This is a genomic window from Acinetobacter sp. ANC 4204, assembly GCF_002135205.1.
Lineage (GTDB): Bacteria > Pseudomonadota > Gammaproteobacteria > Pseudomonadales > Moraxellaceae > Acinetobacter.
Genome location: NZ_NEFZ01000007.1, coordinates 35,404 through 61,165, shown reverse-complemented (window position 1 = coordinate 61,165; position 25,762 = coordinate 35,404). Strand labels below are relative to the sequence as shown.

The following is a 25,762-nucleotide window of genomic DNA, read 5'->3' as shown; positions in this document are numbered from 1 at the left end:
TTTTATCAAAAATTAATATGATTATTGATGTATGCAAGAAGTATTAGGGTTAGTAAAAAAACTCGTAAATGAAAAGAAAAAATTACCTTTTTCGTTGTATTCATCTAAACAAGAGCAACTTATATTGAGTGCTCCGATTATAAAACCGTTAATCATATTTGTACTTTCTGGTGAAAAGCAGCTCGGCTCTAGTGGTGAGATTGTATGCCCACAAGGCTCCTTTGTATTTTTATCGAATAGCCCAAAAATAGATATGAGAAATATTCCAAATGAACATGATGAATATGTTGCAGTGCTTATAGAGTTTGATTATCAGGATTTTGTTCAATTCAAACATGCAGGGGTGAGTCAGAAAAATTATTTTCAAGGGGAAATACACGATATTTTAAAAACAACGTTAATGCAATTGATTGAATGGTCACTCGTCTCCCCACCTGAGACGTGGCACTTTAGAAGGCAGGAAATACTACAGCTACTTTACTGTTTAGGGTATGCAGATGTGGGCGCGATTGCGAGAAATCCTTCTCTTGGGCATCGAATACATGACATTATCAGTCATGATGTGAGTATTGCATGGAATATGAAGCGGGTATCAACGCAACTTGCAATGAGTGAATCGACCTTAAGAAGAAAACTTATTGCCGAAGAAATTGATATTTTATCTTTGATTCGCCAAACCAAACTAGGGTATGGTTTACATTTGATACAAACAACAATGGAACCAATAGGACTAATTGCAGAGCAATGCGGCTATCATTCACAATCAAAATTTACCAGTAAATTTAAACAGTTATTTGGAATTACACCCACCGAACTTAGAAAAACACGGACACATAAGTAATGAATCATTGTAGTACTTTAAGTTAATGGCGACATAGTGTGCTTGGATTAGATGTTTAAAAGATGATTAATACCGCCACGTGTTTAAATACAATGCATGATCATTTTGTGTCGGGTCAATTTCTAAAATCTGAGCAGAATCTTCTTTCCAGTCACCAAGTACAATTCTTTTTTTACTTTCGACATCATGAATATTGGCACGGTGAGTATGTCCATGGATGAGTAAATCGACATTTTTTAGGGCTGTTTGAACCGCGTCTTGATTCACATCCATCACTTCATAGCTTTTCAACTGCTGTGCTTGATGACTTTTTTTACGGAAGCCGTTGGCTAGTTTTTGTCTAAAGCTGAGAGGTGTATTTTTTAATAATTTCAGCAATAGTGGGTTTCGAATAATCTTCCGGAAACGCTGATAAGATATATCGTCCGTGCAGAGTAGGTCACCATGTTCAATACGAATGATACTCCCTGCAATATGAAGTGTCGTGATCTCAGATAAAAGTTCCCCATTGAATTGATCAAGAAATGTTTGTCCAAGAGCAAAATCACGGTTACCTGTTAAGAAGTAGATATGATTGCCTGCATTTGAAAATTGTTGTAGCGCACTTACGATTTCATCTAGCCAAGGAGCTGTGTAGTCGTCGCCAATCCATGCGTTGAACCAATCACCTAAAATATACAGCTGGGTATTCTTGTTTTTATAAGCATCTAATAAATCTAAAAACCCCCGAATGAGTCGAGGGTGATCTGGTGACAAGTGTAAATCGGCGATAAACAGATAGGTCACGGAAGTTTCCATTTTAATTTAATCTCCCTAAATCCCTCTTTAAAAAGAGGGACTTCCTCCCTTTTTTAAAGGGAGGTTAGGAGGGATTTTTATTCAGAAATAATCTTAGCAGATTCAATTACAACGTTTTCTAGTGGAACGTCAGCATGGTAGCCACGGTTGCCAGTACGAACGCCTTTAATTTCGTTTACTACGTCTAGGCCTTCAGTTACTTTACCGAAAACTGCATAACCCCAACCTTGAGCCGTTTTGCCCGAGTGGTTAAGGAACGAGTTGTTACCCACGTTAATAAAGAACTGAGCAGATGCCGAGTGAGGTGCTTGTGTACGTGCCATTGCAATTGTACCAAGGTCATTGGTTAAGCCGTTATCAGCTTCGTTTTCAATTGCATCACGTGTTGCTTTTTCTTTGAAGTTTTCATCCATACCACCACCTTGGATCATGAAGCCGTCGATCACGCGGTGGAAAATTACGCCGTCATAGAAACCGTCACGTACGTATTCTAAGAAGTTAGCAACAGTAATCGGTGCTTTTTCGTTGTTAAGTTCAAGAATAATACGACCTTTATTGGTGTTTAATTCGACTTGAGGAAAACTCATTGTGTAATCTCCTGATCATGGACATCAAAGCCATGGGTTTTTTGGTTGTGAGAAGCATAAGCAAACTGTAAACTACAAGGCAAGTAAAAACGTTATTTTCTTTGTAAAATAGATCAAATATCGTTTAAGGGGCTGTAAAATATTCATAAATTAGCCGATAGATCGGTTAGAATTATGCTGATGTAGCACAGCCTGTTTTTCCTCAATTTTTTCATCAAAGTGATTTTTAAACTATGAAGCCGAATGATGTTGTTTCAACACTGCCAAATAACCCGACACCAAGTAACAATGCCTCTGTCGCAGCGCAGCAAGAACAACAGCCAGGCTTAGACTTTGTGCGCCAAGTGATTACCGAAGATTTGGCCGAAGGACGTACGCAAAAAGTTGTCACACGTTTTCCACCAGAGCCGAATGGTTATTTACATATTGGCCACGTGAAAGCGATTTGCCTAAACTTTGGTATTGCTAACGAATTTGATGGTTCTTGCAACCTCCGTTTTGATGACACCAACCCTGATGCAGAAGAACAAGAATATGTCGATGGGATCGCCAATGACGTTAAGTGGTTAGGTTTTGAATGGAATGGCGAACCACGCTATGCGTCAAGCTATTTCGATCAACTCCATGCATGGGCGATTCAACTGATTAAACAGGGTGATGCTTACGTTGATTTACAGTCACCTGAAGAAATCCGTTTGAACCGCGGTAACTTTATTGAGCCAGGTAAAAACTCGCCTTATCGCGATACTTCAGTTGAAGAAAACCTTGCGCGTTTTGAAAAAATGAACAATGGTGAGTTTGCAGAAGGTGAAGCTGTTCTGCGTGCCAAGATTGATATGGCATCTCCAAATGTGCATATGCGTGACCCTATTTTGTACCGTGTACTCCATTCAGAGCATCACCAAACAGGTGATAAATGGAAAATGTACCCAATGTACGACTATGCGCATCCATTATCAGATGCAATTGAAGGGATTACTCACTCATTGTGTACCCTAGAGTTCCAAGACCACCGTCCGTTTTATGACTGGGTGGTTGAAAAAGTTCACTCGGAAGCAGTACCACGTCAGTATGAGTCGAGTCGATTAAATGTAGACTACACCATTACCTCTAAGCGTAAATTACGTAAATTGGTTGAAGGTGGTTATGTTAATGGCTGGGATGACCCACGTATGCCAACGGTTGTCGGTATGCGACGTCGTGGTTTTACCCCAGAAGGTCTACGTGACTTCTGTAAGCGTGTAGGTGTATCGAAGTCAGATGGTATTGTTGATGTTGCAATGCTTGAATACTGCATCCGTCAGTCTTTGGAAAATACAGCTGCTCGTGGTATGGCAGTATTGAATCCACTCAAAGTCACACTCACAAATTTGCCTAACGATATAGATTTAACTCATTCACGTCATCCAAATGTAGACATGGGTGAGCGTGTGATCCCATTAACATCTGAAATTTATATCGACCGTAAAGACTTTGAAGAAGAACCACCAAAAGGCTTCAAGCGTTTAATTCCGGGTGGTGAAGTTCGTCTACGTCATGCTTATGTGATTAAGTGTGATGAAGTAATTAAAGATGAAAACGGTGAAGTGGTGGAGTTGAAATGTTCAATTGACCCTGAAACTTTAGGTAAAAATCCTGAAGGTCGTAAAGTTAAAGGTGTGATTCATTGGGTATCTGCGACTAAAGGTATTCCAGCTGAAGTCCGTATTTATGATCGTTTATTTAACGAAGCAGCACCTGATGCGGATGATGATTTCCTTGTACATCTCAACCCTGAGTCATTGAAAACTGTACAAGCAGTGATTGAGCCTGCACTTGCACAAGCACAGCCTGAAGAACGTTTCCAGTTTGAACGTGAAGGTTATTTTGTTGCAGATCAGTACGACCATAGCAGTGATAAACCAGTGTTTAACCGTATTTTGGACTTAAAAGATAGTTTTAAGCCGAAATAAGGCTTTTGCTTAAACACTAAATAAAGCTATGCTTTTATGGATGTGAAAATAGATATAAGGCTCAACTTCGGTTGAGCCTTTTCGTAGCGAAATCAAGAGGAATGAACTGTGATTGTTCGAGATAAAACCAATAGTTTTGCATTACTCTTTGCATGGCGTGGCACCATACTCCCCAAGGTTTTTCCTGCACTAATGGTTGGTGTTCTGATTTCAACGCTATTGGTATATTTATCTACACAGCATTTTGTTTCTGTTCCTGCGGTACCAACTATTGGTTTCACCGTGTTTGGTGTGATTCTTTCTATATTTTTAAGTTTTCGAAATACGGCATGTTATGACCGTTGGTGGGAGGGGCGCAAGCTGTGGGGTGCATTGATTGCCAATTCGAGACATATAATTCGTGATAGTTATGTATTAAATGATACAGCGCGTGAAGTTTTAATGTATCGCGTCATGTTATTTAGTCATTTACTCCGTGACCGTTTACGCAAACAAAGCTATGCATTTGAACATTATCGAGAAAAAACACAATTCAAAGATGAAGAGTGGCAAGTGTTAAAGAATCACTCAAATCAACCTCAATACGTATTAGAGCTTGCACAAAAAGATTTGACCGTCCTTTATAAGGAAGGAGAAATTAGCGACATTATTTACAGTGGTTTACGCCAGCATACAGTTGCAATGGGAGATATTCATGCAGGTTGCGATCGTATTTCATCGACGCCATTACCATTCTCTTATTCTGTTCTATTACATCGCGCCGTGTATTCTTTCTGCGTGATTTTGCCCTTTAGCCTAAGTTCCAGTTTAGGTTTCTGGTCACCTGTGATCGTGGCATTAATTGCTTATCTTGTTTTAGGTTTAGATGCGTTAAGTGCAGAGTTAGAAGAACCTTTTGGGCTTCAGGAAAACGATTTGGCTTTGGATGCAATTGTTCGTGGAATAGAACGTGAAATGCTCAGCTCTCTCAAACATCCTCTACCTCCCGAAATGAGTCCACATAAAGCGAATCTGCGTTAACTAAAACAAATACTCAAGAGAAGATCGGCATCATCTAAGCCATAACAATTCTTCGATATTCTTGGTTCATTAAGATGTGCTATCACTAAGCTTAAAAATGATTAGGATATAAAAATGACTACAGTAATTGAAACCCAAATGTTGATTCGGCGTTCTGTGAATATTGTGTTTAATGCTTTCGTTGACCCACTCATTACCACTAAATTTTGGTTCAGTCAGTCATCGGGTTATATTGAAAAAGGGGCTGTTGTGGATTGGACATGGGATAAATACCAAATTACGCACTCTATTCATGTATTACAAGTCGTTGAGCATGAACTTATTAGTATTGAATGGGGAGCACCTAGAACCAAAGTTGACTTCGTATTTGAGCAAATCGACAGTATGAATACCTATGTCATGATTCGAAACTATGACATTGAGCTTCAGGGCAATGAGTTGATGCATTACGTGATGGATGCTACGGGTGGTTTTACGACCGTGCTTGATGGTGCGAAAGCTTGGTTAGAGTATGATATTCAACTCAATTTGGTTGAAGATAAGTTTCCGCCATTTCAACTTCGTTCGCGTTAGTGATTTTTTTTAGAGCGTTGTTCTTTAAACTCAAGATAGCTACCAATCTGCCGTTTGGCTTTATCACGTAATTTTTTCTTGATATAGAGTACCAAAGCAAAACAGGTCGTGGTGAGCGTTAACATGAGGCTGTTCATAAAGCTCATTACAGAACTGACGTAACCAATAGTCGTCAGTCGGTTCATCATCTTAATGACTTGTGGGCTGCTTTCAACGCCCGTAATGGCCCAGGTACACAAGTGTTCACAGTTGTTAATAATAAGATGATAGTTGTTTTCATGCATACGTGACCGCATTCGTCGCACAACCTTACGGCCTTTATATTTGGGGTTTTGGTATTGATTAACAATAATTTTACGTCCATGACTGAAATTTTCAATCGAGGTCATTTCAATGGGATGCTTTCTAAAAAGATGAGCAAAACCTGAATAATGAATCACACGCCCACGCCCAGCATAGATGCCGTGATGCGTATAGCCAAAATGCTTGACTATGAGATGAGCTCCCAAAGGATAGTGTGGTTTTTGTTGTTGCATACCTATATGTGCTAATTCATTACAGTTGTCTTTTATCTCTATTTTAAAGCTTCTGCTTAGAATAAGCGACTATTTAGTAGGATTAGCTTTGATCTGAGTTTACGATACTGTTATTCAATAAAGCGAATTAGCATCAAATTTAAAGTCACGTTTTCATTAGATATGCAGTCTGGAAAGCAAAGCTGAAAGCTTATAATTTAAGATAATTTTTATAAAAAACACAATCCTGATGTGTATGCTTTGATTTCAACCAAAGCTTAATATGCATATTTCATCGCCTACTTTTACATCTATCTACATTCACAACTACATCATCCATACGGTCTCACAATGAGCACTGACATGGTGATTTAGGATACAGATACAATTTTTTGTCACGGCCTCGATAATGAATAAACTAAACCAATGGATGATAGTTTTGTTAATCAAGGTACAAAAAATCTTTCTATAAAGCATCTATATACGGGTTAGGTTGACTCTATAGAATAGCCTAAGCAAAAAAAATATAATAACAAATAGCCTAAGCAAAAATTTTAAAAATTTCAGATTTCAAAAAAAGATGTCTTTTATTTTCAGACAAATTCTTATGCCAATAAATACCAATATTCATTTTCGGCAGTTCAATAGGTACATCAAAAATATTGAGAGACGGGGAGATATTGAGATGAGTCAGAATATTTTTAGGAATCGTTAAAATTGCATTGGGGTATTGCTCTAAAATTTGCAATGCAGTGGAATAGTGTTGACAGCGTAAAAAGACTTGCCGAGATAGTTGTTTCCGATTTAAATAAATGTCTTCAACCAAAATGCCAGTGCGCCGCGAAGACACACCAATATGTGGGGCAGCCAAGTAAGTATTCGCATCAATCTGTTTAAGTAGTGTACATGCGACAAATTGGTCCTTAACTAAGCTATTAAATTGAATTCTTTCACCAAAATTTTGCTCTAAGTCAATCACAAAATCAATTTGCTGAGAAACCAAATCAGCATCGACTGTTTTGCGGTCGAGTTTGCTACTTACGAATTGAATACTTAAGCCAAGTTTCTGAAAGTGAGCAACTAACTTTGGGAAAATAATAGGTTCGATTTCATCATGAATGGCAATTTTTAAGCTGTTTACCATGTTTGGATCAAAGCTTTGCTGCTGAATAGAGATACTTTGAATTGCAATTAGAGCACTTTTAATGATGGGATAACTTTGCTCGGCAAAAGGGGTTGGAAGCATTTGGCTGCCCGAACGAACGAACAAATCATCTTTTAAATGCCCCCGTAAGCGTTGCAAGGCATGGCTTGCCGCAGATTGTGTAATCGACAAGATCTGCGCTGCTTTTGAAATACTTTTTTGCTCATAAATGGCAATAAAAAGTGGGTATAAATTAATATCAATACGATGAAAAAGTCCCATGTCGATAGGGGACTTACTATGAATATTAGTCATGTTTGTCTATAAAATAAAATCATTTTGTTCATATTAGTTTTCAGGTTATGTTGATGTAAAGCGAAAATATCAAAATATATCGAAGGAAGTCGTCATGTTTGAACTATCGGCACGTGCTCAAGATTATGTACAACGTACTAAACAATTTATTCAAAATGAAATTGAACCTATTGAAACCGAGTTCTGGCATGAAGTACATGAGCTCAATCAAGGTGGGGACTGGACTAAATGGCAGTGGCCTGTACAACTTGAAGTGCTAAAAGCAAAAGCAAAAGCTGCTGGGTTATGGAATATGTTTTTGCCGTGTCCAGAGTTGGGCCAAGGTCTATCCGTACAAGAGTATGCTCACATTGCAGAACTCACAGGTCGGAGTCTTCTTGCGCCGACCGTATTTAACTGTAATGCACCTGACAGTGGCAATATGGAGGTATTATGGCGTTATGGTTCAGAAGAGCAAAAGCAACAATGGTTGACTCAACTCCTAGATGGAAAAATTCGCTCTGTTTTCTGTATGACAGAACCTGCTGTTGCTTCATCTGATGCGACCAATATGCAAGCAACAGCTGTGATCGAAGGCGATGAAATTGTTTTAAATGGACGTAAATGGTGGTCTTCAGGCTTAGGTGACCCAAATGCCAAAATTATTATTTTTATGGCGCATACACCCGATGAAACCAAAGATCGCCACCATCAACATTCGATGGTTCTAGTGCCTGTTGAAACTGCTGGAGTCAAAATAGAACGGATGTTACCAGTCTTTGGTGACTATGATGCTCCACATGGTCACGGCGAAATTAGCTTTAATAATGTTCGTGTACCTGTTTCTAACTTTATTGGTGGCGCAGGTCAAGGTTTTGAGATTGCGCAAGGTCGTTTAGGGCCTGGACGTATTCATCACTGCATGCGTTGTATTGGGGCTGCGGAAAAATCTTTAGAGTTAATGATTGACCGTGGGATGAGCCGTACTGCATTTGGCAAAGAAATTTTAAAACTAGGTGGGAACCTAGAGCGTGTGGCAGATGCGCGTGTTGCGATTGATCAAGCACGTTTATTAACCTTGTATGCTGCGTATAAAATGGATACTTTAGGGAATATGGCGGCATTAACAGAAATCTCTGCCATCAAAGTGGTTGCACCAAGTGTGCTTGAAAAAGTGGTCGATATGGCCATTCAAATTCACGGCGGTGCAGGAGTATCACGAGATACACCTTTGACTGGCTTCTTTGCTCAAGCTCGTTCACTGCGTTTGGCAGATGGACCAGATGAAGTGCATAAAGGCATGATTGCCAAATTAGAGTTAGCAAAACGTGGACATAGTACACGTCGTAAAAAATAAGAGTGGGATAGATCATCTATTTGGTTCGCAGTTTGAAAAGAATAGATGATCTTCTAAACCGTGAAGAAAAGATTGATAGTTTGGGAAAAAGAAAATGTCAGCGATTGATGTAGGTGGAACAGTTCGGGCGGGTGAAGAACTAGATGCTGTAGCCGTAGAAAACTGGCTCAAAGCACAAGGTGTCGACTTACAAGGGCCGGTCGAGGTGACACAATACTCTGGTGGTGCATCGAACTGGACGTATCGGTTGAAATACGACAATCTTGACCTGATTTTACGTCGCCCGCCGAAAGGGACCAAAGCCAAATCTGCACATGATATGGCACGTGAATATCATGTACAGAAGAACTTAAGTCCGTTTTATCCTGTTTTACCTGAAATGGTTGCATTGTGTCAGGACGAATCTGTTCTTGGCTGTGACTTCTATGTAATGAAACGCGTAGAAGGCATTATTCCACGTGCTAATTTGCCTAGAGAGTTGAATTTCAGTGAAACCCAAGTTCGTGAGTTATGTGTCAATGTGATTGATAAACTCATCGAGTTGCATCAAGTACCTTATCAAGGCACAGAACTGGAAAACCTAGGCAAGGGTGAGGGTTACTGCCGCCGTCAAGTTGAAGGTTGGGATGCACGCTTTCAGAAAGCCAAAACCATTAATGTGCCTTCATTTAAATATGTGCGGAATTGGCTCAAAGACAACATTCCTGCGGATTCAAAAACCTGTGTGATTCATAATGATTGGCGTTTTGATAATGTCATTTTAGATCCGAATCATCCGACGCAAATTATTGGCGTTTTAGATTGGGAAATGGCAACGCTTGGCGATCCACTCATGGACTTAGGTTCGGCTTTGGCTTATTGGGTTGAAGAATCTGACAATGCTTTGTTTAAAGCGACACGTCGCCAGCCGACTAACTTAAAGGGAATGTTCACACGTAAACAAGTGGTGGATTATTATTTAGAAAAAACAGGCTTAGAAACGGACAATTGGACTTTCTATGAAGTCTTTGGCATTTTCCGTTTAGCTGTAATTGCACAACAGATTTATTATCGTTATCACCATAAACAGACCAATAACCCTGCCTTTAAAGATTTTTGGATAGTCATTCATGCTTTACACATTCGCGCGCTCAAACTGATTGGTTTACAGAAAATTGAGGCCAATGATGTGGCACAAAAATATATTGTCAAAATGAAGGAAATTTTAGGTAAATGACCACTATTTATTTCATTCGCCACGGACAAGCATCTTTTGGTGCTGAAAGTTATGACCAACTTTCACCAAATGGAGAGTTGCAAGCCAAAATTTTGGGTCAATATTTTGATCAAATTTTAAAAGAAGCACCTGTAGCGGTGTCTGGCTCTATGCAACGACATCAGCAAACCGCGTGTATTTCTTTGGCGGAATGTTTTCCTGAAGTGGATGTTTTGACCAATTCTGCATGGAATGAGTTTAATCATCAGCAAGTCTTTGCCCACTATGAACCGCGTTTTAATGAGCCGCACTTACTCAAAGCTGATGTGGCCAAAGAATCCAATCCACGTGCTTATTTGGCCAAGATATTTGAAGGGGCAATTGAACGCTGGACAGGTGGTGACTATCATCATGAATATGATGAATCGTGGCCTGCTTTTAAAAGTCGTATTGAAGGTGCTTTACAAGATTTGTGTGATGAACTGGCACAAACTAAGCCGCGCTATGCTGTGGTGTTTACTTCAGGTGGTGTGATTTCAGTGGTGGCTGGTAAGCTGTTAGGACTGAGTCCAAATAAAACCTTCGCTTTAAATTGGGCCATTGCCAACAGTAGCATGACCACTTTGCGCTTGGTGGGGAATGAACCACAACTGTTAAGCCTCAATGAACATCATTTTATTAAAGCCGAAAACTCAAACTTATTGACATGGATCTAAGGGAAGGATTAAGACATGGCTAAAACAATTTTAATTACAGGGGCAAGTTCTGGTATTGGTGCAGGTATGGCACGCGAATTTGCGCAAAAAGGCTACAATTTGGCTATTTGTGCACGGCGCTTGGAACGCCTTGAAAGCTTAAAGCAAGAACTTGAAAGCCAGTACGGGGTAAAAGTCATAACTAAAGTTTTAGATGTGACCAATTATGAACAAGTCTTCGAAGTGTTTCGCGCATTTAAACAAGACTTTGGTCATTTAGATCGAGTCATTGTCAATGCTGGAATTGGTGATGGGCGTCGTATTGGTAAAGGAAGTTTTGCAATTAATAAAGCTACGGTAGAAACCAACTTTATTTCAGCTTTGGCACAGTGTGAAGCTGCGGTTGAAATTTTCCGTGAGCAAAATGCAGGACATTTGGTTGTTATCTCGTCTATGAGTGCAGTCCGTGGTATGCCGAAACATTTGACAGCATACGGTGCAAGTAAAGCAGGTGTTGCACATTTGGCTGAAGGGATCCGTGCCGAACTGCTGAATACCCCAATCAAAGTCACCACGATTTTCCCTGGCTATATTCGTACAGAAATCAACGAGGGTGCTAAACCACTGCCTTTTGAAGTGGATGAAAAAACAGGTTCACGACTCTTGGCAGCAGAAATTGAAAAAGCTCCAGTAAAAGCCTATGTTCCTAAATGGCCTTGGTTACCGCTCGGTTTAGCGATGAAAGTTTTACCACTGAAATTGGTTAATAAACTGGGCTAATTCTACTTTTAGAAAGCTGATTTCTGCCCAAGTCAGCTTTCTTTTGCTTCAATCATATTTAATATGCTGTGATGTCACCAATAAAAATATAATGACTTTAATTGCCGAAATAAATCACAGGACTTGTATTGTTTCATTTTTATATGAAAATTTGAATAAATATGTCGTTAACTTAATCCGACTATTACGCTATGAATTTCCTTGATTTTAAGGAGGATATTCTGATCTCAAGAAAATCATTTATCATGTTTATTAAGTTTAATGGCATCTGCTTCGCAAGGTGATTTCCCCCCTTATATTTATGTTAATAGTGTGATATGAATAACGAAGAGGAAATTTCATTTCCCATTAATACTTTTAAAAAGGTTTTAATAATGAATAAATACGAATTACCAAAAAAGTTAAAAGTTATAAGTACATATTTGTTGCTTGCAACAGCGCCAGTTTTATTTGCCACGAATGTATTGGCGGCCACCCCCTCACAGAGTTACCCAGACCCTTTATTAACGACGCCAATTAATCCTGAGGCTATTGATGAAGGATTGGAGATTGATGGCTATACTCAAGGGGTGCAGGCCTATATTTGGGGTTACCCACTTGTACGTATGGAACGAATAATTCGAGAATATATTGATGTACCTAACCCAAAACCTGCAACGAGCTATCGTGCACCACTGAACCAAATTGGATGGGCGCGTGAATTGGCAACGGATACTGCCAAGGATATGCCAACACCTAATAATGACACAGCTTATATGAGCAGTGTGGTTAAACTCGATGAACCTTATATTCTCACTGTCCCAGATACGCATGATCGCTATTATGTCATTGATGTATTTAATATGTGGCAGGAGTTAGAACACTATATTGGTCGACGCACAACTGGAACAAAGGCTGGTAAATTTGCGTTGGTGCCACCTGGATGGAAAGGCACCTTACCTGCAGGCGTTCAACGACTAGATGTAACAACAGATAAAGTTTGGTTATGGGGACGAATTCGTATCACTCAAGGTGAAGACTTAACTGCTGTTCATAAATTGCAGGATGCATTTAAGCTTACTCCGCTCAGTGGTAAAATACATGTTAATGCTAAATTAGATCCAATGCCTGAAATTGGTAATGATCCTTTAGGCTTTATGACACATCTCGCTTTTGCTCTTAAGTACAATAAAGTACGTGCGGCTGATGAGGCAATGTTTGCTCAATTTTCTCGTCTTGGTTTAACCAAGGATGGTTTCGAGCCAAGCAAGATGTTTCCTGCTGAGAAAAAAGGTCTACTAAAGGGCTTAGAAGATGGGCCTAAAGCAGTTGTTTCTGCGTTCCCTTATTCTTCCTCAGTTCGTAATGGTTGGGACTGGGCACCTAATAATGATAACTTCGGCTTTAATTATCCATTACGTTCCCTGATTACTGGGCCTTATTTGGGTGGAAATGGGCAAAAAGAAGCCATGTATCCAATTCGCTATACTGATGCTGATGGTCAAGTCTTAACAGGTAAAAACCAATATTCGATTCATTTCAAAAAAGCACCACCTGTGAATGCTTTTTGGTCTGTTACGATCTATGATGAGCAGAGTAAAATGTTGGTAAGTAATGAGCTAAATAGATTTAAAATTGGTTCTGATACGCAAGGTTTTAAGGTGAATGCCGATGGTTCATTTGATATTCTAATTCAGAATAAAAAGCCAGCTGGCAAAGCGGTATCTAATTGGTTACCAGCACCTAAAGGCAATTTTTATCTAATTTTACGTTTGTACCAGCCAAATGACGCTATTTTGTCTGGTGAATATGCTTTGCCACAAGTGGAGCGAGTGAAATAGAACTAAGCAAGACAATAAAAGCTTCTTGTGCAATGCAAGGAGCTTTTGGGGTTTAAATTTATAAAGAGCATATTTTGATAAGGGTAGTACTCAAGCAGAGCAGTGACCAAGAGTTTTAAGCCCCAATGCTTACTATAGATTACGGTGTCTTTTCTGCATTCAGATTTAAATGCATTCATGAGTTAGTCATAAAATCAGTGTAGCATTGAAGAAAAGAGGTGATGAAGATGTCAAATCAGTTCGACTTTGTTTCGGTAAGAAAAAAACCCAATGTTCACTTTGGTGGGCGCTCAATCAGTCATGTCATTCAATGTGAAGATGGTTCACAAAAGACCCTAGGGGTTATTTTGCCTACAGATCAACCTTTAACTTTTGAAACACATGTTGCGGAACATATTGAAATTGTTTCAGGTCAATGCCAAGTCAAAATTGGGTTACAGACTGAGATGATGCTTTATCATGCGGGTGAAAGTTTTGATGTGCCTGCCAATAGTCGCTTTAGTATGATGGCAAGCGAAGTGGTTGATTATATTTGTCATTTAGAAAAATAAAAAATTAAGCTGAAAAAAGATGGATTTTTGACTTGATCTGCTGAGAGTTAAATTGCTCAACTGGCATGTTTATGGTTGTTCATATATTAAAAATAGTGAATTTGAATGTAGGAAATGCCAAATGTTTACTTTGCGTGTTATGGCAGTTTTCTAAATATGTTTTTTAACTTTACAGTTTTTCATTCTTTGCATGGATTCAATTCAACGTATACTGTTTTTATATTTAGGCTACCGGAGATCTAGTTAGCTAACATGCGCTTAAAAATTTATACACTTGTTTTAGTTCCTGTCATTCTTGTACAGGGTTACCAAGTAAAAAAAAATACACCACGACTGCCCGAGCCAATTGGTGAGCGTGTTGGAAAAAAAGGTGTAGGCAAAACACTGTCATTACTCATTTTAGGTGACTCAGCGGCAGCAGGTGTTGGTGTAAATGTGCAGGATGATGCATTATTAGGTTCAATTTTAACTGAGCTGTCATCTGAATTTAGTATTCAATTTTATTTACATGCAACGACTGGCTTCACCACAGATCAAGTCATTCATGCCATTCAAACACTTGAGACACGGCATTTTGATGTGATTATTACTTCTGTCGGTGTCAATGACATTACAAAATTTACCTCGCCACGGGCTTGGATCGTAAAACAGAAACAACTTTATCAAATACTCAAACATAAATTTAGCCCACAACTGACGATTGCATCGGGAGTACCTCCGATGGATCAGTTTCCTGCACTTCCAAACCCACTTGCATGGTTATTTGGTCAATACGCTAAAGCGATGAATTTAAAACTCAGTCAATTTGTTGCGCAAGAACAGCAGATGGATTGGATTGAATACGATTTAGAGAAATTTAAAAATCTGAATTTGGATATGGCAGAGGATGGCTTTCACCCGAGCAAAGAAATTTATCAGCTATGGGGTAAACAAGTAGCTGAAAAAATACGTCAGCATTTTGAACGGGTTTAAAATAATTTATGACGACCTCAGTTGAAATTGAAACACATCCACTCAAACCGTTTTTACCACAGAATGCCAAATTATTAATGCTAGGTAGTTTTCCTCCACCGAAAACACGCTGGAAAATGGATTTTTATTATCCAAATTTTCAAAATGATATGTGGAAAATATTTGGTCTGTGTTTTTTTCAAGATAAAAACTATTTTCTCAATATCGAGCAGAAGACATTTAAAGAACAACAAATCCGTACTTTTTTAAATGAACGAGGTATTGCGATATTTGATACAGCCTATAAAGTGATCCGCCAAAAAGGCAATGCTTCGGATAAGTTTCTACAAATCGTTACCCCGACCAATCTACAACATTTACTTAAACAGATGCCCGAGTGTCATAATGTCATGACTACGGGTGATAAAGCCACTGATACGCTCATGCTGTCTATGCCTAATGGGACTTTAAAACCACAAATTGGAATGAAGTCTGAGACACATTTTGCAGGACGAGACTTGGGTCTGTATCGCATGCCATCCTCTTCGCGCGCTTATCCTTTGGCTTTAGAGAAAAAAGCTGATGCTTATCAATGCTTATTTAAAGAAATAGGCTTACTTTAAGTCATTTTAGTTGATCTGATGGATAAATGATTTGTATTAATCATCATATTCAACATAGTCCCATAAATTCAATCGTGCTTTAATTTGCTGGCGTAGTTGTGGTAGTAAGGGAAATAAAGTTCCATCTAACCAGAGACTGAGTGCACTTGAGGAAAGAGGACTTCGACTTTCATCTATTAACTGGGCACCTTTGATGAGAACAAAGGTTTCTTCGGTTACTGGCGTTTCTATTCCTTTAAACTGGATCAATAGTTCATGTCCAGTATCTTGGATGAGCCATTCGAGTTCGATTTGAATATTTTCGTTGGACTTTAAAACCACTTGTCCTTCTATATTGTCTTGATCACTTAAACAATCATGCTCTACACGAACTTTACTTAGAACCCACTCTTGCTTAGCCAAATCATCAAGTGTTTTATATGGGGTTAAAATATTGCTTAAATTAAACTGTTGGCTTAAATCAAAAAATTGCATTACTGAGCTTTAAAAGGAGGGATATAACGAAAGCTGGACATGTTAAATCAAAGTCTGGAGTGAGTAAAATCTTTCAAAGCTATGAGCGAATTTAAGTATTAAATAAGATGAGTTTGGGCTTATTTTTTCATAACGTTCACTACATTTGGCTTTTAGCTCAACTTATTTTTTAAACCAAATGATCAATATGAAGACTTTGTGCAGTGTATAGTGAGTCAGAGTAAGTGAGTTAAAATGTTTAATCGTCATCTCTTTGTCATTACATCATCCATTCAATAGGTAAATATGAGACAGTTTTCATCATAAATCTTTGGAATTTGGTTGTTTCGGGTTCTTTGTGGTGTTCAATAATAGTGCCATCTCTTTGACGGTCGAGCCAAATGAGTTGCCCTTGTTTATCGAGTTTTAATTCATAGGCAATATGAGGCAAATACTGATCTAACTTTTCAGAAATTGCATTTTGTAATTGATCCGACTCCACGACTAAGCCCACTTCCGTATTTAAATGAGCTGAACGCGGGTCGAAGTTAAATGAGCCAATGAATACTTTTCCATCAATGTCAAAAAATTTGGCATGTAATCGAGATGAGCTTCTGCCTTTTGCTGGAATCACATTACCTGTAGCAACTTCATACCATGTTCGATTTTCTCTTTCAATATAAGGTTTAAACTCATACAGCTTTACGCCATTTTTAAGTAAATCGTGGCGATATTTTTTATAAAATGCATGAACGATTGCCACATCATTGGCAAATAAAGAGTTGGTCAGAACGCGAACGCGAGTACCATTTTGCGCAAGGCTTGAAAGATACTCCGTACCAGCCGTTGTTGGAACAAAATAAGCTGAAACTAACTCCATATGCTGTTCGGGCTTGCCCATCAAATTAAACATTTGATTGACAATCATTTCATGAGGCTTTGCATTCGCTCGAATTTTATTGGGAGAGTCTGCAATAAAATGTGCTTTAGCCCAATTTACAGGATGTTGATTCAGCTCTGTATTGACTTCTGATCGTGCCCGATCAATTTTTCGCTCAATAACGTTTTTATCTAAAGCATCAGCTTCGTAATGTTGTCTTAAATCAGTCAGCGCTTGTTGAGTTCCTTGACCGATTAATTGTGGTACAGCGTAGCTTAAGTCATCATTCCAAAAGTCTAGAAATACACGATTGGCTTGCTCTACAGCTTGCCCATAAAACAAAATGTCTAAATCGGTAAATTGGAAGTTTTCACTGGCGTCAAAGTATTCACTACTGATGTTACGACCACCAGTTACGGCAATGGCGCCATCGGCAATGATAAGTTTATTATGCATACGATGGTTGATGTGCTTGAAGCGGAAAGCATAATCAATCACACGTAAATGTCTGTATTTGTAAGGATTGAACAATTTAATTTCAAAATTGGGATGGGCGACTAATGTTTTGAACGTTTCATCTAATGCAGTGCCGTTTTGGTCATCAATTAATAAACGTACTTTTACACCACGATCCGCAGCATTTAGCAGTTCATGTAACATCATATGACCAATAAAGTCATCCCCCCAAATATAGTATTGAACATCCAGACTGTGTTTAGCTTCGCGAATCAAATGTAGACGTGAAGCAATACTCATGAAAGCCTCATCAAGCGCCAAATAGGCTGTAAGCCCTTGCTTTTGTTGTGTAGATACGTCTTGCTCATTGAGCCAATGCTGTGCAAAAACTTCGACTGGGGCTGAGGGCTTAGCCTGATTGGGGGCGAGTTGGCATCCCGCGAGTGTAAAAGCTGTACTCAGTACAATTAGTGGTCTACAAAAAGTTGATATCTGCATATTGGTTTTAAAGACCTAATTTTTATAAGTTATATATTTCACATGTTATAGGTTGAAACCGTGAATAAAAAGCGGTTACTGTAGCTCATCTGTTAAATAGCTGTTAAGGATAGCGAAAATGAAATCACGTGCGGCCGTTGCCTTTGGACCAGGACAAGCTCTGGAAATTGTAGAAATTGATGTTTCTCCACCGCAAAAGGGTGAAGTTTTAGTCAAGATTACGCATACAGGTGTTTGCCATACCGATGCATTTACTTTATCTGGTGATGATCCTGAAGGTGTTTTTCCTGCGGTTTTAGGCCATGAAGGTGCGGGTATCGTGGTTCAGGTGGGTGAAGGTGTCACTAGCGTTCAGCCGGGCGATCATGTTATTCCACTATATACAGCTGAGTGTGGCGAGTGTTTATTCTGCCAGTCAGGTAAAACCAATTTATGTGTAGCTGTTCGTGCAACTCAAGGTAAAGGTTTGATGCCAGATGGTACCACTCGGTTCTCATACAATGGTCAACCGATTTACCACTATATGGGCTGTTCAACTTTTTCTGAATATACTGTAGTGGCTGAAGTATCTTTGGCGAAGATTAACCCAGATGCGAACCCAGAGCACGTGTGTCTATTGGGCTGCGGCGTAACCACTGGTTTAGGTGCAGTTAAAAATACAGCCAAAGTACAAGAGGGCGATACCGTTGCTGTCTTTGGTTTAGGTGGTATTGGTCTAGCAGTTGTACAAGGTGCAAAAAAGGCTAAAGCCAGTCGTATTATTGCGGTTGATACGAACCCTGACAAATATAAATTAGCAGCAGAATTTGGAGCAACGGATTTTGTAAACCCGAAAGAGCACGACCGTCCTGTGCAGGAAGTCATTGTTGAAATGACGGGTTGGGGAGTTGATCACTCTTTTGAATGTATTGGTAACACCAATGTCATGCGCTCAGCATTGGAATGTGCTCACCGTGGTTGGGGACAGTCGGTGATTATTGGTGTAGCAGGTGCAGGCCAAGAGATTTCAACACGTCCGTTCCAACTGGTTACTGGTCGTACTTGGAAAGGGACTGCTTTTGGCGGTGTAAAAGGTCGTTCACAACTGCCGGGTATGGTTGAAGAAGCAATGAGTGGAGACATTCGTTTAGCTCCATTTGTCACTCATACTATGGGGCTCGACAAAATCAATGAAGCGTTTGATTTGATGCATGATGGCAAATCTATCCGTACAGTGATTCATTTTGAAGACTAATTCAGTGTAATACATTTAGAAAACCAAGCTTAGGCTTGGTTTTTTTGTTTTTAATGAAACGAAAAGTGGGGTGGCAAAACTGTTCATATTGTTAGACAAAAATGATAGAAAATGTCAATTTGTTAGATTTTGTCCTTTTATGACATAGCTGAAAACAACTTCTAACCGTATCTTGATGATTCAATAATGCACACTTGTATAAAAATAAATTTAGATCAGAGGGTGACTATGGGAAAGCATATTGAGTACCACCCAGAATGGGTTCGAGAAGATTTTGTGGATTTTCTAGCTGAAAAAGTAAATCCGCTGTGGGCTTGGAAAAAGGCCAAAGCACAGATTGTTGCAAAGCATCATTTGTCAGATGACTTCGTGTGCATGCAGTTACAGCCAAATCGTCATTTTAAAGTCGCTGGTTATCAAGCTGGGCAAAGCATCTTAGTGACGGTGCTTATAGGTGGTGTACGTTGGCAACGTAGCTATTCGATTGTCGAGATTTTAGACAATGGTAATCTTGTGATTGCTGTAAGAAAACAGGGAAAAGTCTCAAATACGCTTACTCAGCAGTTCGAAAAAAGTGTAGTTGAAATTTCCCAATCGCAGGGTGAATTTGTTTTAAAAACGCAGCCTCATTCTGCACTAATGATTGCCTCTGGAAGTGGCATTACTGCAATTTACGCATTGATTAATGCTGCATTAAAACAAACACAAATAGTTTCCCATATTGATCTAATTTACTTTACGCGGGATGATGCCTTTCACGTAGAACTGCAACGTTTAGCGGAACATTATCCGCAGTTTAAATATCATCATATAAATACCTTGCTGGATAAACAACATCTGAGTCAAGACTTGCTTAGCCAAAAGGTTGAAGGTTTTGAACAACGCGAATGTTATGCCTGCGGTGCTGCCAATATGATGCAAAGTCTGACACAAATCTATCAGGGTTTAGACTTAATTGACCATCTGCATACCGAATACTTTCAAATTACTGTCGATCACACTCAGAACGCTCAAATGGTCACATTTCAACGTTCGCAGCAACAGTTTCAAGCTCAAAGCAATTTATTAGAAAGTGCCGAACAGGCGGGTTTACGTCCCGCACATGGCTGTCGTATGGGGATTTGTAATACTTGTTCATGTACCAAAGTTCAGGGTGTGGTGCGTAATCTACTCACAGGTGAACTGGATCAAAACAATAACACTCAAATTAAGTTATGCATTTCACAGGCGGTTAGTCCTGTTGTAATTAACCTTTAAGAAGGTATAGATATGAATCTTCCCGTATATTTTAGTGAAAGCAGTAAATCCAAATATTTAAGTCCTGCACAAATCGAAGAGTTTGGCTTAAAGGTTGAAGCGATCCGCCGTGAAGTGATGGAAAGCCTCAATGAAAAAGATGCCGAATATATTTACACAATCCGAAATTTTGTCCGTTATAGCGAAATAAGCGCACGTACAATGCTCATGTTTGCAGGGTGGTTACCTCCAGTATGGCTTTTGGGCACAGGTTTATTGGGGGTATCTAAGATCGTAGAAAATATGGAACTTGGGCATAATGTCATGCATGGCCAGTTTGACTGGCTAAATGATCCGAGTCTCAATGGTAGCAATTATGATTGGGATACTATGGCCACAGGTCCCGACTGGAAGCATACACATAATTACATCCATCATACCTATACCAACATTGTCGGGATGGATCATGATGTCGGTTATGGCTTAGTCCGTGTGAGTGATGCACAGAAATGGGAACCTCGCTTTTTGCTGAATTTGCCTTTAGCTGCTCAGTTGATGGTATTTTTTGAGTGGTACGTTGGCATACAAAATCTGCATATCGAAGATGTGGTCGCTTATAAAACCAAAACATGGCGTGAAGTTTGGGTAGAGTCATATAATTTTAGACAGAAGATGAAACGCCAAGTGATTAAAGACTATGTCTTTTTCCCCATCATCGCTGGGCCAAATGCATTGCCTGTCTTTGCAGGAAATGCTGTAGCGAATGTTATTCGTAGCTTGTGGGCATCCGCGGTGATTTTTAATGGTCACTTTACCGAAGACGCTGAAAATTTTGAAATGGACAATATCGACAATGAAACACGGGCTGAATGGTATCTGCGTCAAATTCGAGGTTCGAGTAACTTTACTGGAACACAGTGGCTCCATATCTTAAGTGGCAACTTGAGCCATCAAATTGAACATCATCTTTTTCCAGATATGCCTGCAAATCGCTACGTCCAAGTAGCCCCAAAAGTTAAAGAATTATGTGCGGATTATGGGATTCATTACAATGAAGCCAGTTTTATCAAACAGTTTTCATCTGTTTGGGCAAAATTGGCGAAATATTCATTACCAAACCAGTGCTATGAAAAGAATGAAAATTCATTTTCATTTATTAAACACAATCTAAATTTATTGAAGAAAGCGCTACTGAATTAATGTATTTAAAATGCATTAATTCAGTAAAAGTCTAATTGGAATGGATCTACCAATTAGACTTCTTTTTTTGCTCAAAATTAGCGCATAAAATACTGATAAATAATGTTTCATTCTAACTAAAAATAATCAGTGATCTGTCTGCATGTTTGAACTTTTATTTTATCTAGTTGTTATTATTTAAATTTTATTACTTTTTTTATATGCTCTTTTCCCCAGCAAGGATAGGCTGAGTTTAATTTCAAATATCGCTTCTGTTTATTTGTCGGATTTGTGTAAATGTTGCAATTTTTCATTGGTATAGGCTCATATAAGTTGTATATGATGCATGGTGTGATGGCAATCACGCAACGTCACTTCACATTTGTTTTTCTTTGTTTTTTTAATTTATATTTATGACTTTGCTTGATTTCTTTTTTAAACAATATGTCTGATTACGGATTAAATCAGCTAGTTTAAGTTGCAGATAATTATTATGTCGCGAATCCAATCACAGCCGAAAATTAAATCTAAAAATTTTGCTTATGAACATGAGGCAGGGAAAACTGCCATTTCTAAAAATGACAGTTTATTGATTGATTCTATTCCTCAGCTTTTTTGGATGCATAGTCATGTATGTAAGTACCTAAACTTACCGCTACGCCAATATTTGGGTGTGATGAATATATCAGAACAAGAATTTAATTTACTTCATTATATTCATCCTGAAGATGTTCAAGTACTCGATGATTTTTTGCATCAAGCAATTGTAGTCGAGCATAAATTTGAAAAATCCTGCCGAATTCGCAACCAACAAGGCGAGTATCACTGGTTTTTAATTCAAGCTGAGTTGGAAAATAGTCCAATCGGTGGGTTTAAAATCAGTTGTACCAATATTCATCAGGGCATGAAAATCCATATTGAATCATTGGCTCTTTTAAGAGCTCATGCCGATATGTTGGATGCCAGTGTGGATTGTATTATTGTGGTTGACCCTGATGGCACAATCACACACATGAATAAGTCAGCATGTGAAAATTTTTTTGGGCGTGCAGATTTAAAAGAGTTTGGCATGTCTTGGATCGGAATTTTGCCACAAGCGATTCGTAAAAAAGCTAAAAAGGCGATGCTCGATGCTAACAATGGAAAAAACTCACGTTTTAATGGCATGAGCTTTTCTAAAGACAGTGTCTATTACTGGGATAATGTGCTTACACCTGTACTAGATGTCGATGGTAAAACCCAAAGTATTTTATGTGTTTCACGTGATGTAACTTTACAATACTTGGCAGAACAAAAGCTTAAACAAGGAAATGAACGGGATGAACTTACAGGCTTAAATAACCGTAGAGCGTTTAAAGAAAAAATAAGAAAACTATATACAAATGCACGGGATAAAAAGCAAAAGCTTGCTGTGATGTTGTTGGATTTAGATCACTTTAAAACAATTAATGATACGCTGGGTTATGCTGCAGGCGATCATCTTTTGCGCATATTATCTAAACGCTTAAAACAGACTCTTGAAGGACGAGCATTCTTGGCGCGTCTTGGCGGTGATGAGTTTGGAGTCATTATTCCACATGTACGAGATATTGGTGAACTCAATGAAATTGCTCAACTGATTTTAAAGCAATTAGAGATCCCGATTACATTCGCAGGTAATTATATTAATGGAGGCATGAGTATCGGCTGTGGCTTATATCCAGATGATGCTAGTGATATTGTCGAGTTAATGAAGTGTGCAGATACCGCACTTACCGATGTTAAAGCCCAAGGGCGTGGCGGTATGCGAATGTTTGATCAAGACATGTTTAATGCTGTTCGAGAGCATTCAGCACAACTGAATTGCGCACATCAAATTATTCGTAACTTGACTATTGAGGCTTATTTTCAGCCTAAAGTCTGTTTAAAGTCTGAAAAAATTATTGGTTATGAAGCGCTATTACGTTGGCGAGATGAACATAATAATATTCAAAGCCCTGCAAGAATTGCTGCTGCGTTTAATGATTATGAGCTATCTAGTCGTATAAGTGAAATTATGCAGAATCAGGTTTTTAAACAGATTACTGAATGGCTAGCAAAAGGGTTAAAGGTTGTTCCTATTTCAATCAACGCTGCACCTGTTGAATTTATGCGAGATAACTTCGCAGAAATATTTTTAAAACGGCTTAAAACACATGCTATTCCAGCAAAATTTGTTGAAATAGAAGTCACAGAGTACCATTTAGCAGAACGGGGTTATGAGTACGTTATTCGAGCTTTAAAAAAACTTAAAGCCAATGGTGTGAGAATTGCATTAGATGATTTTGGCACGGGGCATTCTTCACTAACTCATTTACGAGACTATCCTGTTGATATCATTAAAGTTGATTGCTCATTTGTACAGCGATTAAGTGAAGATAAATCAATTTATGCGATTGTTGAGGGATTAGCTAAACTGGGCCCCTTATTATCTATGGATATTATTGCTGAAGGTATTGAAACAGCTACTCAATTACAACTTTTAAGGGAAATGGGTTGTCATATTGGGCAGGGCTATTTGTTTAGCCCTCCAGTTTCGGCTCAACAGGCTGAAATTCAATTATTAAAACGACACTAAACATTGATCTTTAGACAAAGACAGCTTGCATGATTTCCGATTTTCCTGGAGGGTTGTGTTTATGGAGATAGAACAACACTTTTCTATAAAAAAGTGTTGTAAAAGCAAAAAAATCAGCGTATTTTAAATTTCAGATAACATATTTTTGAAGATATAAAAATGTTAAAGCAACCTGTAGTTTCTAACGCGACATATTATTTTTGGCAATTTAGATAGTTGCCTGAACGCGTTCGGGCATCAAAAGGTTGCCCACCCAGTTAATACCTGATCGGCAACCCTGATCAGGTTTTTTTATATCTGCTGTTTTAATAAATTTTGGAGAACTTCATGAAAACGATTAACTATTCATACTTTAGCAACTTTTATTGGTTTTACTTTAGTCAATTTATGACTTCAGCCGAACAATCCATTAGACCCATAACGCTCAAATAAAAGCTCGGACTGAGACCACAGTCCAAAGGATACAAACCAATGAATGCTCTAAATACTGCACTACAACAAGCTCAACAAACAGCTCAAGAAACGTCTTTAAGTTCACCACAGCAACTCAAAACACAGCTACCACTTTCAGCAGCATTAAACTTACAAATTGCTGAACAGCGTCAAACGATTCAAAAGATTTTGAGTGGGCAGGATCATCGTCTTATGGTGATTACAGGACCATGTTCTATTCACGACCCGATTGCAGTATTAGAATATGCTGAAAAATTAAAACAATTACAGAGCAAAGTTGCAGACCAAATTTTCTTCGTTATGCGTGCTTATATTGAGAAACCACGGACAACCGTTGGCTGGAAAGGCTTTTTATACGACCCAATGTTAGATGGTTCCTCAAATATGCAGTTAGGCCTAGAGCAGTCTCGTGCATTGTATTTAAGCATTATTGAAAAAGGACTGCCTATTGCCTCAGAAATTTTAAGTCCAATGGCAACTGCATATTTTGATGATCTGTTGGCATGGGGGGCGATTGGTGCACGTACGAGTGAGTCGCAAATTCACCGTGAAATCTCAAGTCACATGCCATTCAGCATAGGCTTCAAAAACGGGACAGATGGTTCTATTCAAATTGCATTGGACGCGATTCAGTCAGCGACAAATCCGCATCAGTTCATGGGGGTGGGTCAGCAAGGCATGGCATGTATGTTGCACTCTACTGGAAATCCGAAGCCTCATTTAATTTTACGCGGTGCAAATTCTGGACCTAATTATGACTTAACACATATTCGCCAAATGCAGGATAAAGTGAAAGGCGAATTACCGGCTCTAGTGATTGACTGTAGTCATGGTAATAGTGCCAAAAATCCGCTCAATCAACCTGAGGTATTGCGTAGTATTGTTGAAGAGCGTGCTCAAAGTAATGTATGTGGTGTCATGCTTGAAAGTTACTTGGTAGATGGTCATCAAAAGATCTCATCAGATATGGTCTATGGCCAATCGGTAACGGATGGATGTTTAGGATGGGAAAAAACACAACAGGTACTATTAGATATTGCTGATACTTTAAGAATGCATGCTATACAGCGCAGCGCATGAT

General features: G+C 38.8%; 23 protein-coding genes. 17 read left to right on the top strand and 6 right to left on the bottom strand.

Going from position 1 to position 25,762, the window contains the following annotated elements; all coding sequences use genetic code 11:
- Window positions 1–31: 31 nt before the first annotated feature.
- A complete protein-coding gene (locus B9T36_RS13955) occupies window positions 32–841 on the top strand; it encodes a helix-turn-helix transcriptional regulator (RefSeq protein ID WP_086210074.1) in 810 nt (269 codons plus the stop codon).
- Between the two features lie 66 nt (window positions 842–907).
- On the opposite strand, the gene B9T36_RS13950 is transcribed toward B9T36_RS13955, so the two are convergent.
- The gene (locus B9T36_RS13950; protein WP_086210239.1) at window positions 908–1,627 is read right to left on the bottom strand and encodes a UDP-2,3-diacylglucosamine diphosphatase; all 720 of its coding nucleotides are present in this window, start codon (window positions 1,625–1,627) and stop codon (window positions 908–910) included.
- A gap of 89 nt (window positions 1,628–1,716) precedes the next feature.
- On the bottom strand, window positions 1,717–2,226 hold the full coding sequence (locus B9T36_RS13945) for a peptidylprolyl isomerase (RefSeq protein ID WP_086210073.1): 510 nt from the start codon (window positions 2,224–2,226) through the stop codon (window positions 1,717–1,719).
- 233 nt (window positions 2,227–2,459) lie between these two features.
- Between B9T36_RS13945 and B9T36_RS13940 the strand changes: the two genes are divergently transcribed.
- The 3 genes from B9T36_RS13940 (at window position 2,460) to B9T36_RS13930 (ending at window position 5,771) form a co-directional block, all read left to right on the top strand.
- Window positions 2,460–4,178, top strand: a complete 1,719-nt coding sequence (locus tag B9T36_RS13940) for a glutamine--tRNA ligase/YqeY domain fusion protein (protein WP_086210072.1) — start codon at window positions 2,460–2,462, stop codon at window positions 4,176–4,178.
- Window positions 4,179–4,286: 108 nt separating this feature from the next.
- Window positions 4,287–5,198 (top strand): bestrophin family protein, encoded by a 912-nt coding sequence (locus B9T36_RS13935; protein ID WP_086210071.1) that lies wholly within the window; start codon window positions 4,287–4,289, stop codon window positions 5,196–5,198.
- 114 nt (window positions 5,199–5,312) lie between these two features.
- Entirely contained in the window at window positions 5,313–5,771 is a 459-nt protein-coding gene (locus B9T36_RS13930; RefSeq protein ID WP_086210070.1) for an SRPBCC domain-containing protein, read from the top strand.
- On the opposite strand, the gene B9T36_RS13925 is transcribed toward B9T36_RS13930, so the two are convergent.
- A complete protein-coding gene (locus B9T36_RS13925; RefSeq protein WP_086210069.1) occupies window positions 5,768–6,307 on the bottom strand; it encodes a lecithin retinol acyltransferase family protein in 540 nt (179 codons plus the stop codon). The genes B9T36_RS13930 and B9T36_RS13925 overlap by 4 nt on opposite strands.
- Window positions 6,308–6,827: 520 nt before the next feature.
- On the bottom strand, window positions 6,828–7,745 hold the full coding sequence (locus B9T36_RS13920) for a LysR family transcriptional regulator (RefSeq protein ID WP_086210068.1): 918 nt from the start codon (window positions 7,743–7,745) through the stop codon (window positions 6,828–6,830).
- A 94-nt stretch (window positions 7,746–7,839) separates the two neighbouring features.
- On the opposite strand from B9T36_RS13920, the gene B9T36_RS13915 reads away from it, so the two are divergent.
- From B9T36_RS13915 to B9T36_RS13880, 8 genes are all read left to right on the top strand, one after another.
- Window positions 7,840–9,081: an acyl-CoA dehydrogenase family protein gene (locus B9T36_RS13915; protein WP_086210067.1), complete on the top strand. Its 1,242-nt coding sequence runs from the start codon at window positions 7,840–7,842 to the stop codon at window positions 9,079–9,081.
- Between the two features lie 94 nt (window positions 9,082–9,175).
- On the top strand, window positions 9,176–10,297 hold the full coding sequence (locus B9T36_RS13910; RefSeq protein ID WP_086210066.1) for a phosphotransferase family protein: 1,122 nt from the start codon (window positions 9,176–9,178) through the stop codon (window positions 10,295–10,297).
- On the top strand, window positions 10,294–10,992 hold the full coding sequence (locus B9T36_RS13905) for a histidine phosphatase family protein (protein ID WP_086210065.1): 699 nt from the start codon (window positions 10,294–10,296) through the stop codon (window positions 10,990–10,992). Before B9T36_RS13910 ends, B9T36_RS13905 begins: the two co-directional genes overlap by 4 nt.
- A gap of 15 nt (window positions 10,993–11,007) precedes the next feature.
- The gene (locus B9T36_RS13900; RefSeq protein WP_086210064.1) at window positions 11,008–11,751 is read left to right on the top strand and encodes an SDR family oxidoreductase; all 744 of its coding nucleotides are present in this window, start codon (window positions 11,008–11,010) and stop codon (window positions 11,749–11,751) included.
- Between the two features lie 374 nt (window positions 11,752–12,125).
- The gene (locus tag B9T36_RS13895) at window positions 12,126–13,571 is read left to right on the top strand and encodes a DUF1254 domain-containing protein (RefSeq protein ID WP_086210063.1); all 1,446 of its coding nucleotides are present in this window, start codon (window positions 12,126–12,128) and stop codon (window positions 13,569–13,571) included.
- Window positions 13,572–13,798: 227 nt separating this feature from the next.
- Window positions 13,799–14,122, top strand: a complete 324-nt coding sequence (locus tag B9T36_RS13890) for a pyrimidine/purine nucleoside phosphorylase (protein WP_086210062.1) — start codon at window positions 13,799–13,801, stop codon at window positions 14,120–14,122.
- Window positions 14,123–14,374: 252 nt separating this feature from the next.
- Complete coding sequence (locus B9T36_RS13885; protein ID WP_086210061.1) at window positions 14,375–15,094, top strand: SGNH/GDSL hydrolase family protein; 720 nt, start codon at window positions 14,375–14,377, stop codon at window positions 15,092–15,094.
- An 8-nt stretch (window positions 15,095–15,102) separates the two neighbouring features.
- Window positions 15,103–15,696, top strand: a complete 594-nt coding sequence (locus tag B9T36_RS13880) for a uracil-DNA glycosylase family protein (RefSeq protein WP_086210060.1) — start codon at window positions 15,103–15,105, stop codon at window positions 15,694–15,696.
- A gap of 36 nt (window positions 15,697–15,732) precedes the next feature.
- Here the strand turns inward: B9T36_RS13880 and B9T36_RS13875 are convergent, their stop codons facing one another.
- Window positions 15,733–16,170: a hypothetical protein gene (locus B9T36_RS13875; protein WP_086210059.1), complete on the bottom strand. Its 438-nt coding sequence runs from the start codon at window positions 16,168–16,170 to the stop codon at window positions 15,733–15,735.
- A 259-nt stretch (window positions 16,171–16,429) separates the two neighbouring features.
- The gene (locus B9T36_RS13870; protein ID WP_086210058.1) at window positions 16,430–17,983 is read right to left on the bottom strand and encodes a phospholipase D family protein; all 1,554 of its coding nucleotides are present in this window, start codon (window positions 17,981–17,983) and stop codon (window positions 16,430–16,432) included.
- Window positions 17,984–18,101: 118 nt separating this feature from the next.
- Here B9T36_RS13870 and B9T36_RS13865 point away from each other — a divergent pair, with 118 nt between their 5' ends.
- The 5 genes from B9T36_RS13865 (at window position 18,102) to B9T36_RS13845 (ending at window position 25,761) form a co-directional block, all read left to right on the top strand.
- A complete protein-coding gene (locus B9T36_RS13865; RefSeq protein WP_086210057.1) occupies window positions 18,102–19,217 on the top strand; it encodes an S-(hydroxymethyl)glutathione dehydrogenase/class III alcohol dehydrogenase in 1,116 nt (371 codons plus the stop codon).
- A 228-nt stretch (window positions 19,218–19,445) separates the two neighbouring features.
- Window positions 19,446–20,474 (top strand): flavin reductase family protein, encoded by a 1,029-nt coding sequence (locus tag B9T36_RS13860; protein ID WP_086210056.1) that lies wholly within the window; start codon window positions 19,446–19,448, stop codon window positions 20,472–20,474.
- Between the two features lie 12 nt (window positions 20,475–20,486).
- Window positions 20,487–21,653 carry a fatty acid desaturase family protein gene (locus B9T36_RS13855; protein ID WP_086210055.1) on the top strand — a complete coding sequence of 389 codons (1,167 nt, stop codon included), beginning with the start codon at window positions 20,487–20,489 and terminating at the stop codon, window positions 21,651–21,653.
- A 472-nt stretch (window positions 21,654–22,125) separates the two neighbouring features.
- A complete protein-coding gene (locus B9T36_RS13850; protein ID WP_086210054.1) occupies window positions 22,126–24,228 on the top strand; it encodes an EAL domain-containing protein in 2,103 nt (700 codons plus the stop codon).
- A 471-nt stretch (window positions 24,229–24,699) separates the two neighbouring features.
- A complete protein-coding gene (locus tag B9T36_RS13845) occupies window positions 24,700–25,761 on the top strand; it encodes a 3-deoxy-7-phosphoheptulonate synthase (RefSeq protein ID WP_086210053.1) in 1,062 nt (353 codons plus the stop codon).
- Window position 25,762: the final 1 nt, after the last annotated feature.

Coding starts and splice junctions, on each gene's coding strand:
- B9T36_RS13955 (WP_086210074.1), top strand. CDS start 32: ATGCAAGAAGTATTAGGGTTAGTAAAAAAACTCGTAAATGAAAAGAAA.
- B9T36_RS13945 (WP_086210073.1), bottom strand. CDS start 2,226: ATGAGTTTTCCTCAAGTCGAATTAAACACCAATAAAGGTCGTATTATT.
- B9T36_RS13940 (WP_086210072.1), top strand. CDS start 2,460: ATGAAGCCGAATGATGTTGTTTCAACACTGCCAAATAACCCGACACCA.
- B9T36_RS13930 (WP_086210070.1), top strand. CDS start 5,313: ATGACTACAGTAATTGAAACCCAAATGTTGATTCGGCGTTCTGTGAAT.
- B9T36_RS13925 (WP_086210069.1), bottom strand. CDS start 6,307: ATGCAACAACAAAAACCACACTATCCTTTGGGAGCTCATCTCATAGTC.
- B9T36_RS13920 (WP_086210068.1), bottom strand. CDS start 7,745: ATGACTAATATTCATAGTAAGTCCCCTATCGACATGGGACTTTTTCAT.
- B9T36_RS13915 (WP_086210067.1), top strand. CDS start 7,840: ATGTTTGAACTATCGGCACGTGCTCAAGATTATGTACAACGTACTAAA.
- B9T36_RS13910 (WP_086210066.1), top strand. CDS start 9,176: ATGTCAGCGATTGATGTAGGTGGAACAGTTCGGGCGGGTGAAGAACTA.
- B9T36_RS13905 (WP_086210065.1), top strand. CDS start 10,294: ATGACCACTATTTATTTCATTCGCCACGGACAAGCATCTTTTGGTGCT.
- B9T36_RS13900 (WP_086210064.1), top strand. CDS start 11,008: ATGGCTAAAACAATTTTAATTACAGGGGCAAGTTCTGGTATTGGTGCA.
- B9T36_RS13895 (WP_086210063.1), top strand. CDS start 12,126: ATGAATAAATACGAATTACCAAAAAAGTTAAAAGTTATAAGTACATAT.
- B9T36_RS13890 (WP_086210062.1), top strand. CDS start 13,799: ATGTCAAATCAGTTCGACTTTGTTTCGGTAAGAAAAAAACCCAATGTT.
- B9T36_RS13885 (WP_086210061.1), top strand. CDS start 14,375: ATGCGCTTAAAAATTTATACACTTGTTTTAGTTCCTGTCATTCTTGTA.
- B9T36_RS13880 (WP_086210060.1), top strand. CDS start 15,103: ATGACGACCTCAGTTGAAATTGAAACACATCCACTCAAACCGTTTTTA.
- B9T36_RS13875 (WP_086210059.1), bottom strand. CDS start 16,170: ATGCAATTTTTTGATTTAAGCCAACAGTTTAATTTAAGCAATATTTTA.
- B9T36_RS13870 (WP_086210058.1), bottom strand. CDS start 17,983: ATGCAGATATCAACTTTTTGTAGACCACTAATTGTACTGAGTACAGCT.
- B9T36_RS13865 (WP_086210057.1), top strand. CDS start 18,102: ATGAAATCACGTGCGGCCGTTGCCTTTGGACCAGGACAAGCTCTGGAA.
- B9T36_RS13860 (WP_086210056.1), top strand. CDS start 19,446: ATGGGAAAGCATATTGAGTACCACCCAGAATGGGTTCGAGAAGATTTT.
- B9T36_RS13855 (WP_086210055.1), top strand. CDS start 20,487: ATGAATCTTCCCGTATATTTTAGTGAAAGCAGTAAATCCAAATATTTA.
- B9T36_RS13850 (WP_086210054.1), top strand. CDS start 22,126: ATGTCGCGAATCCAATCACAGCCGAAAATTAAATCTAAAAATTTTGCT.
- B9T36_RS13845 (WP_086210053.1), top strand. CDS start 24,700: ATGAATGCTCTAAATACTGCACTACAACAAGCTCAACAAACAGCTCAA.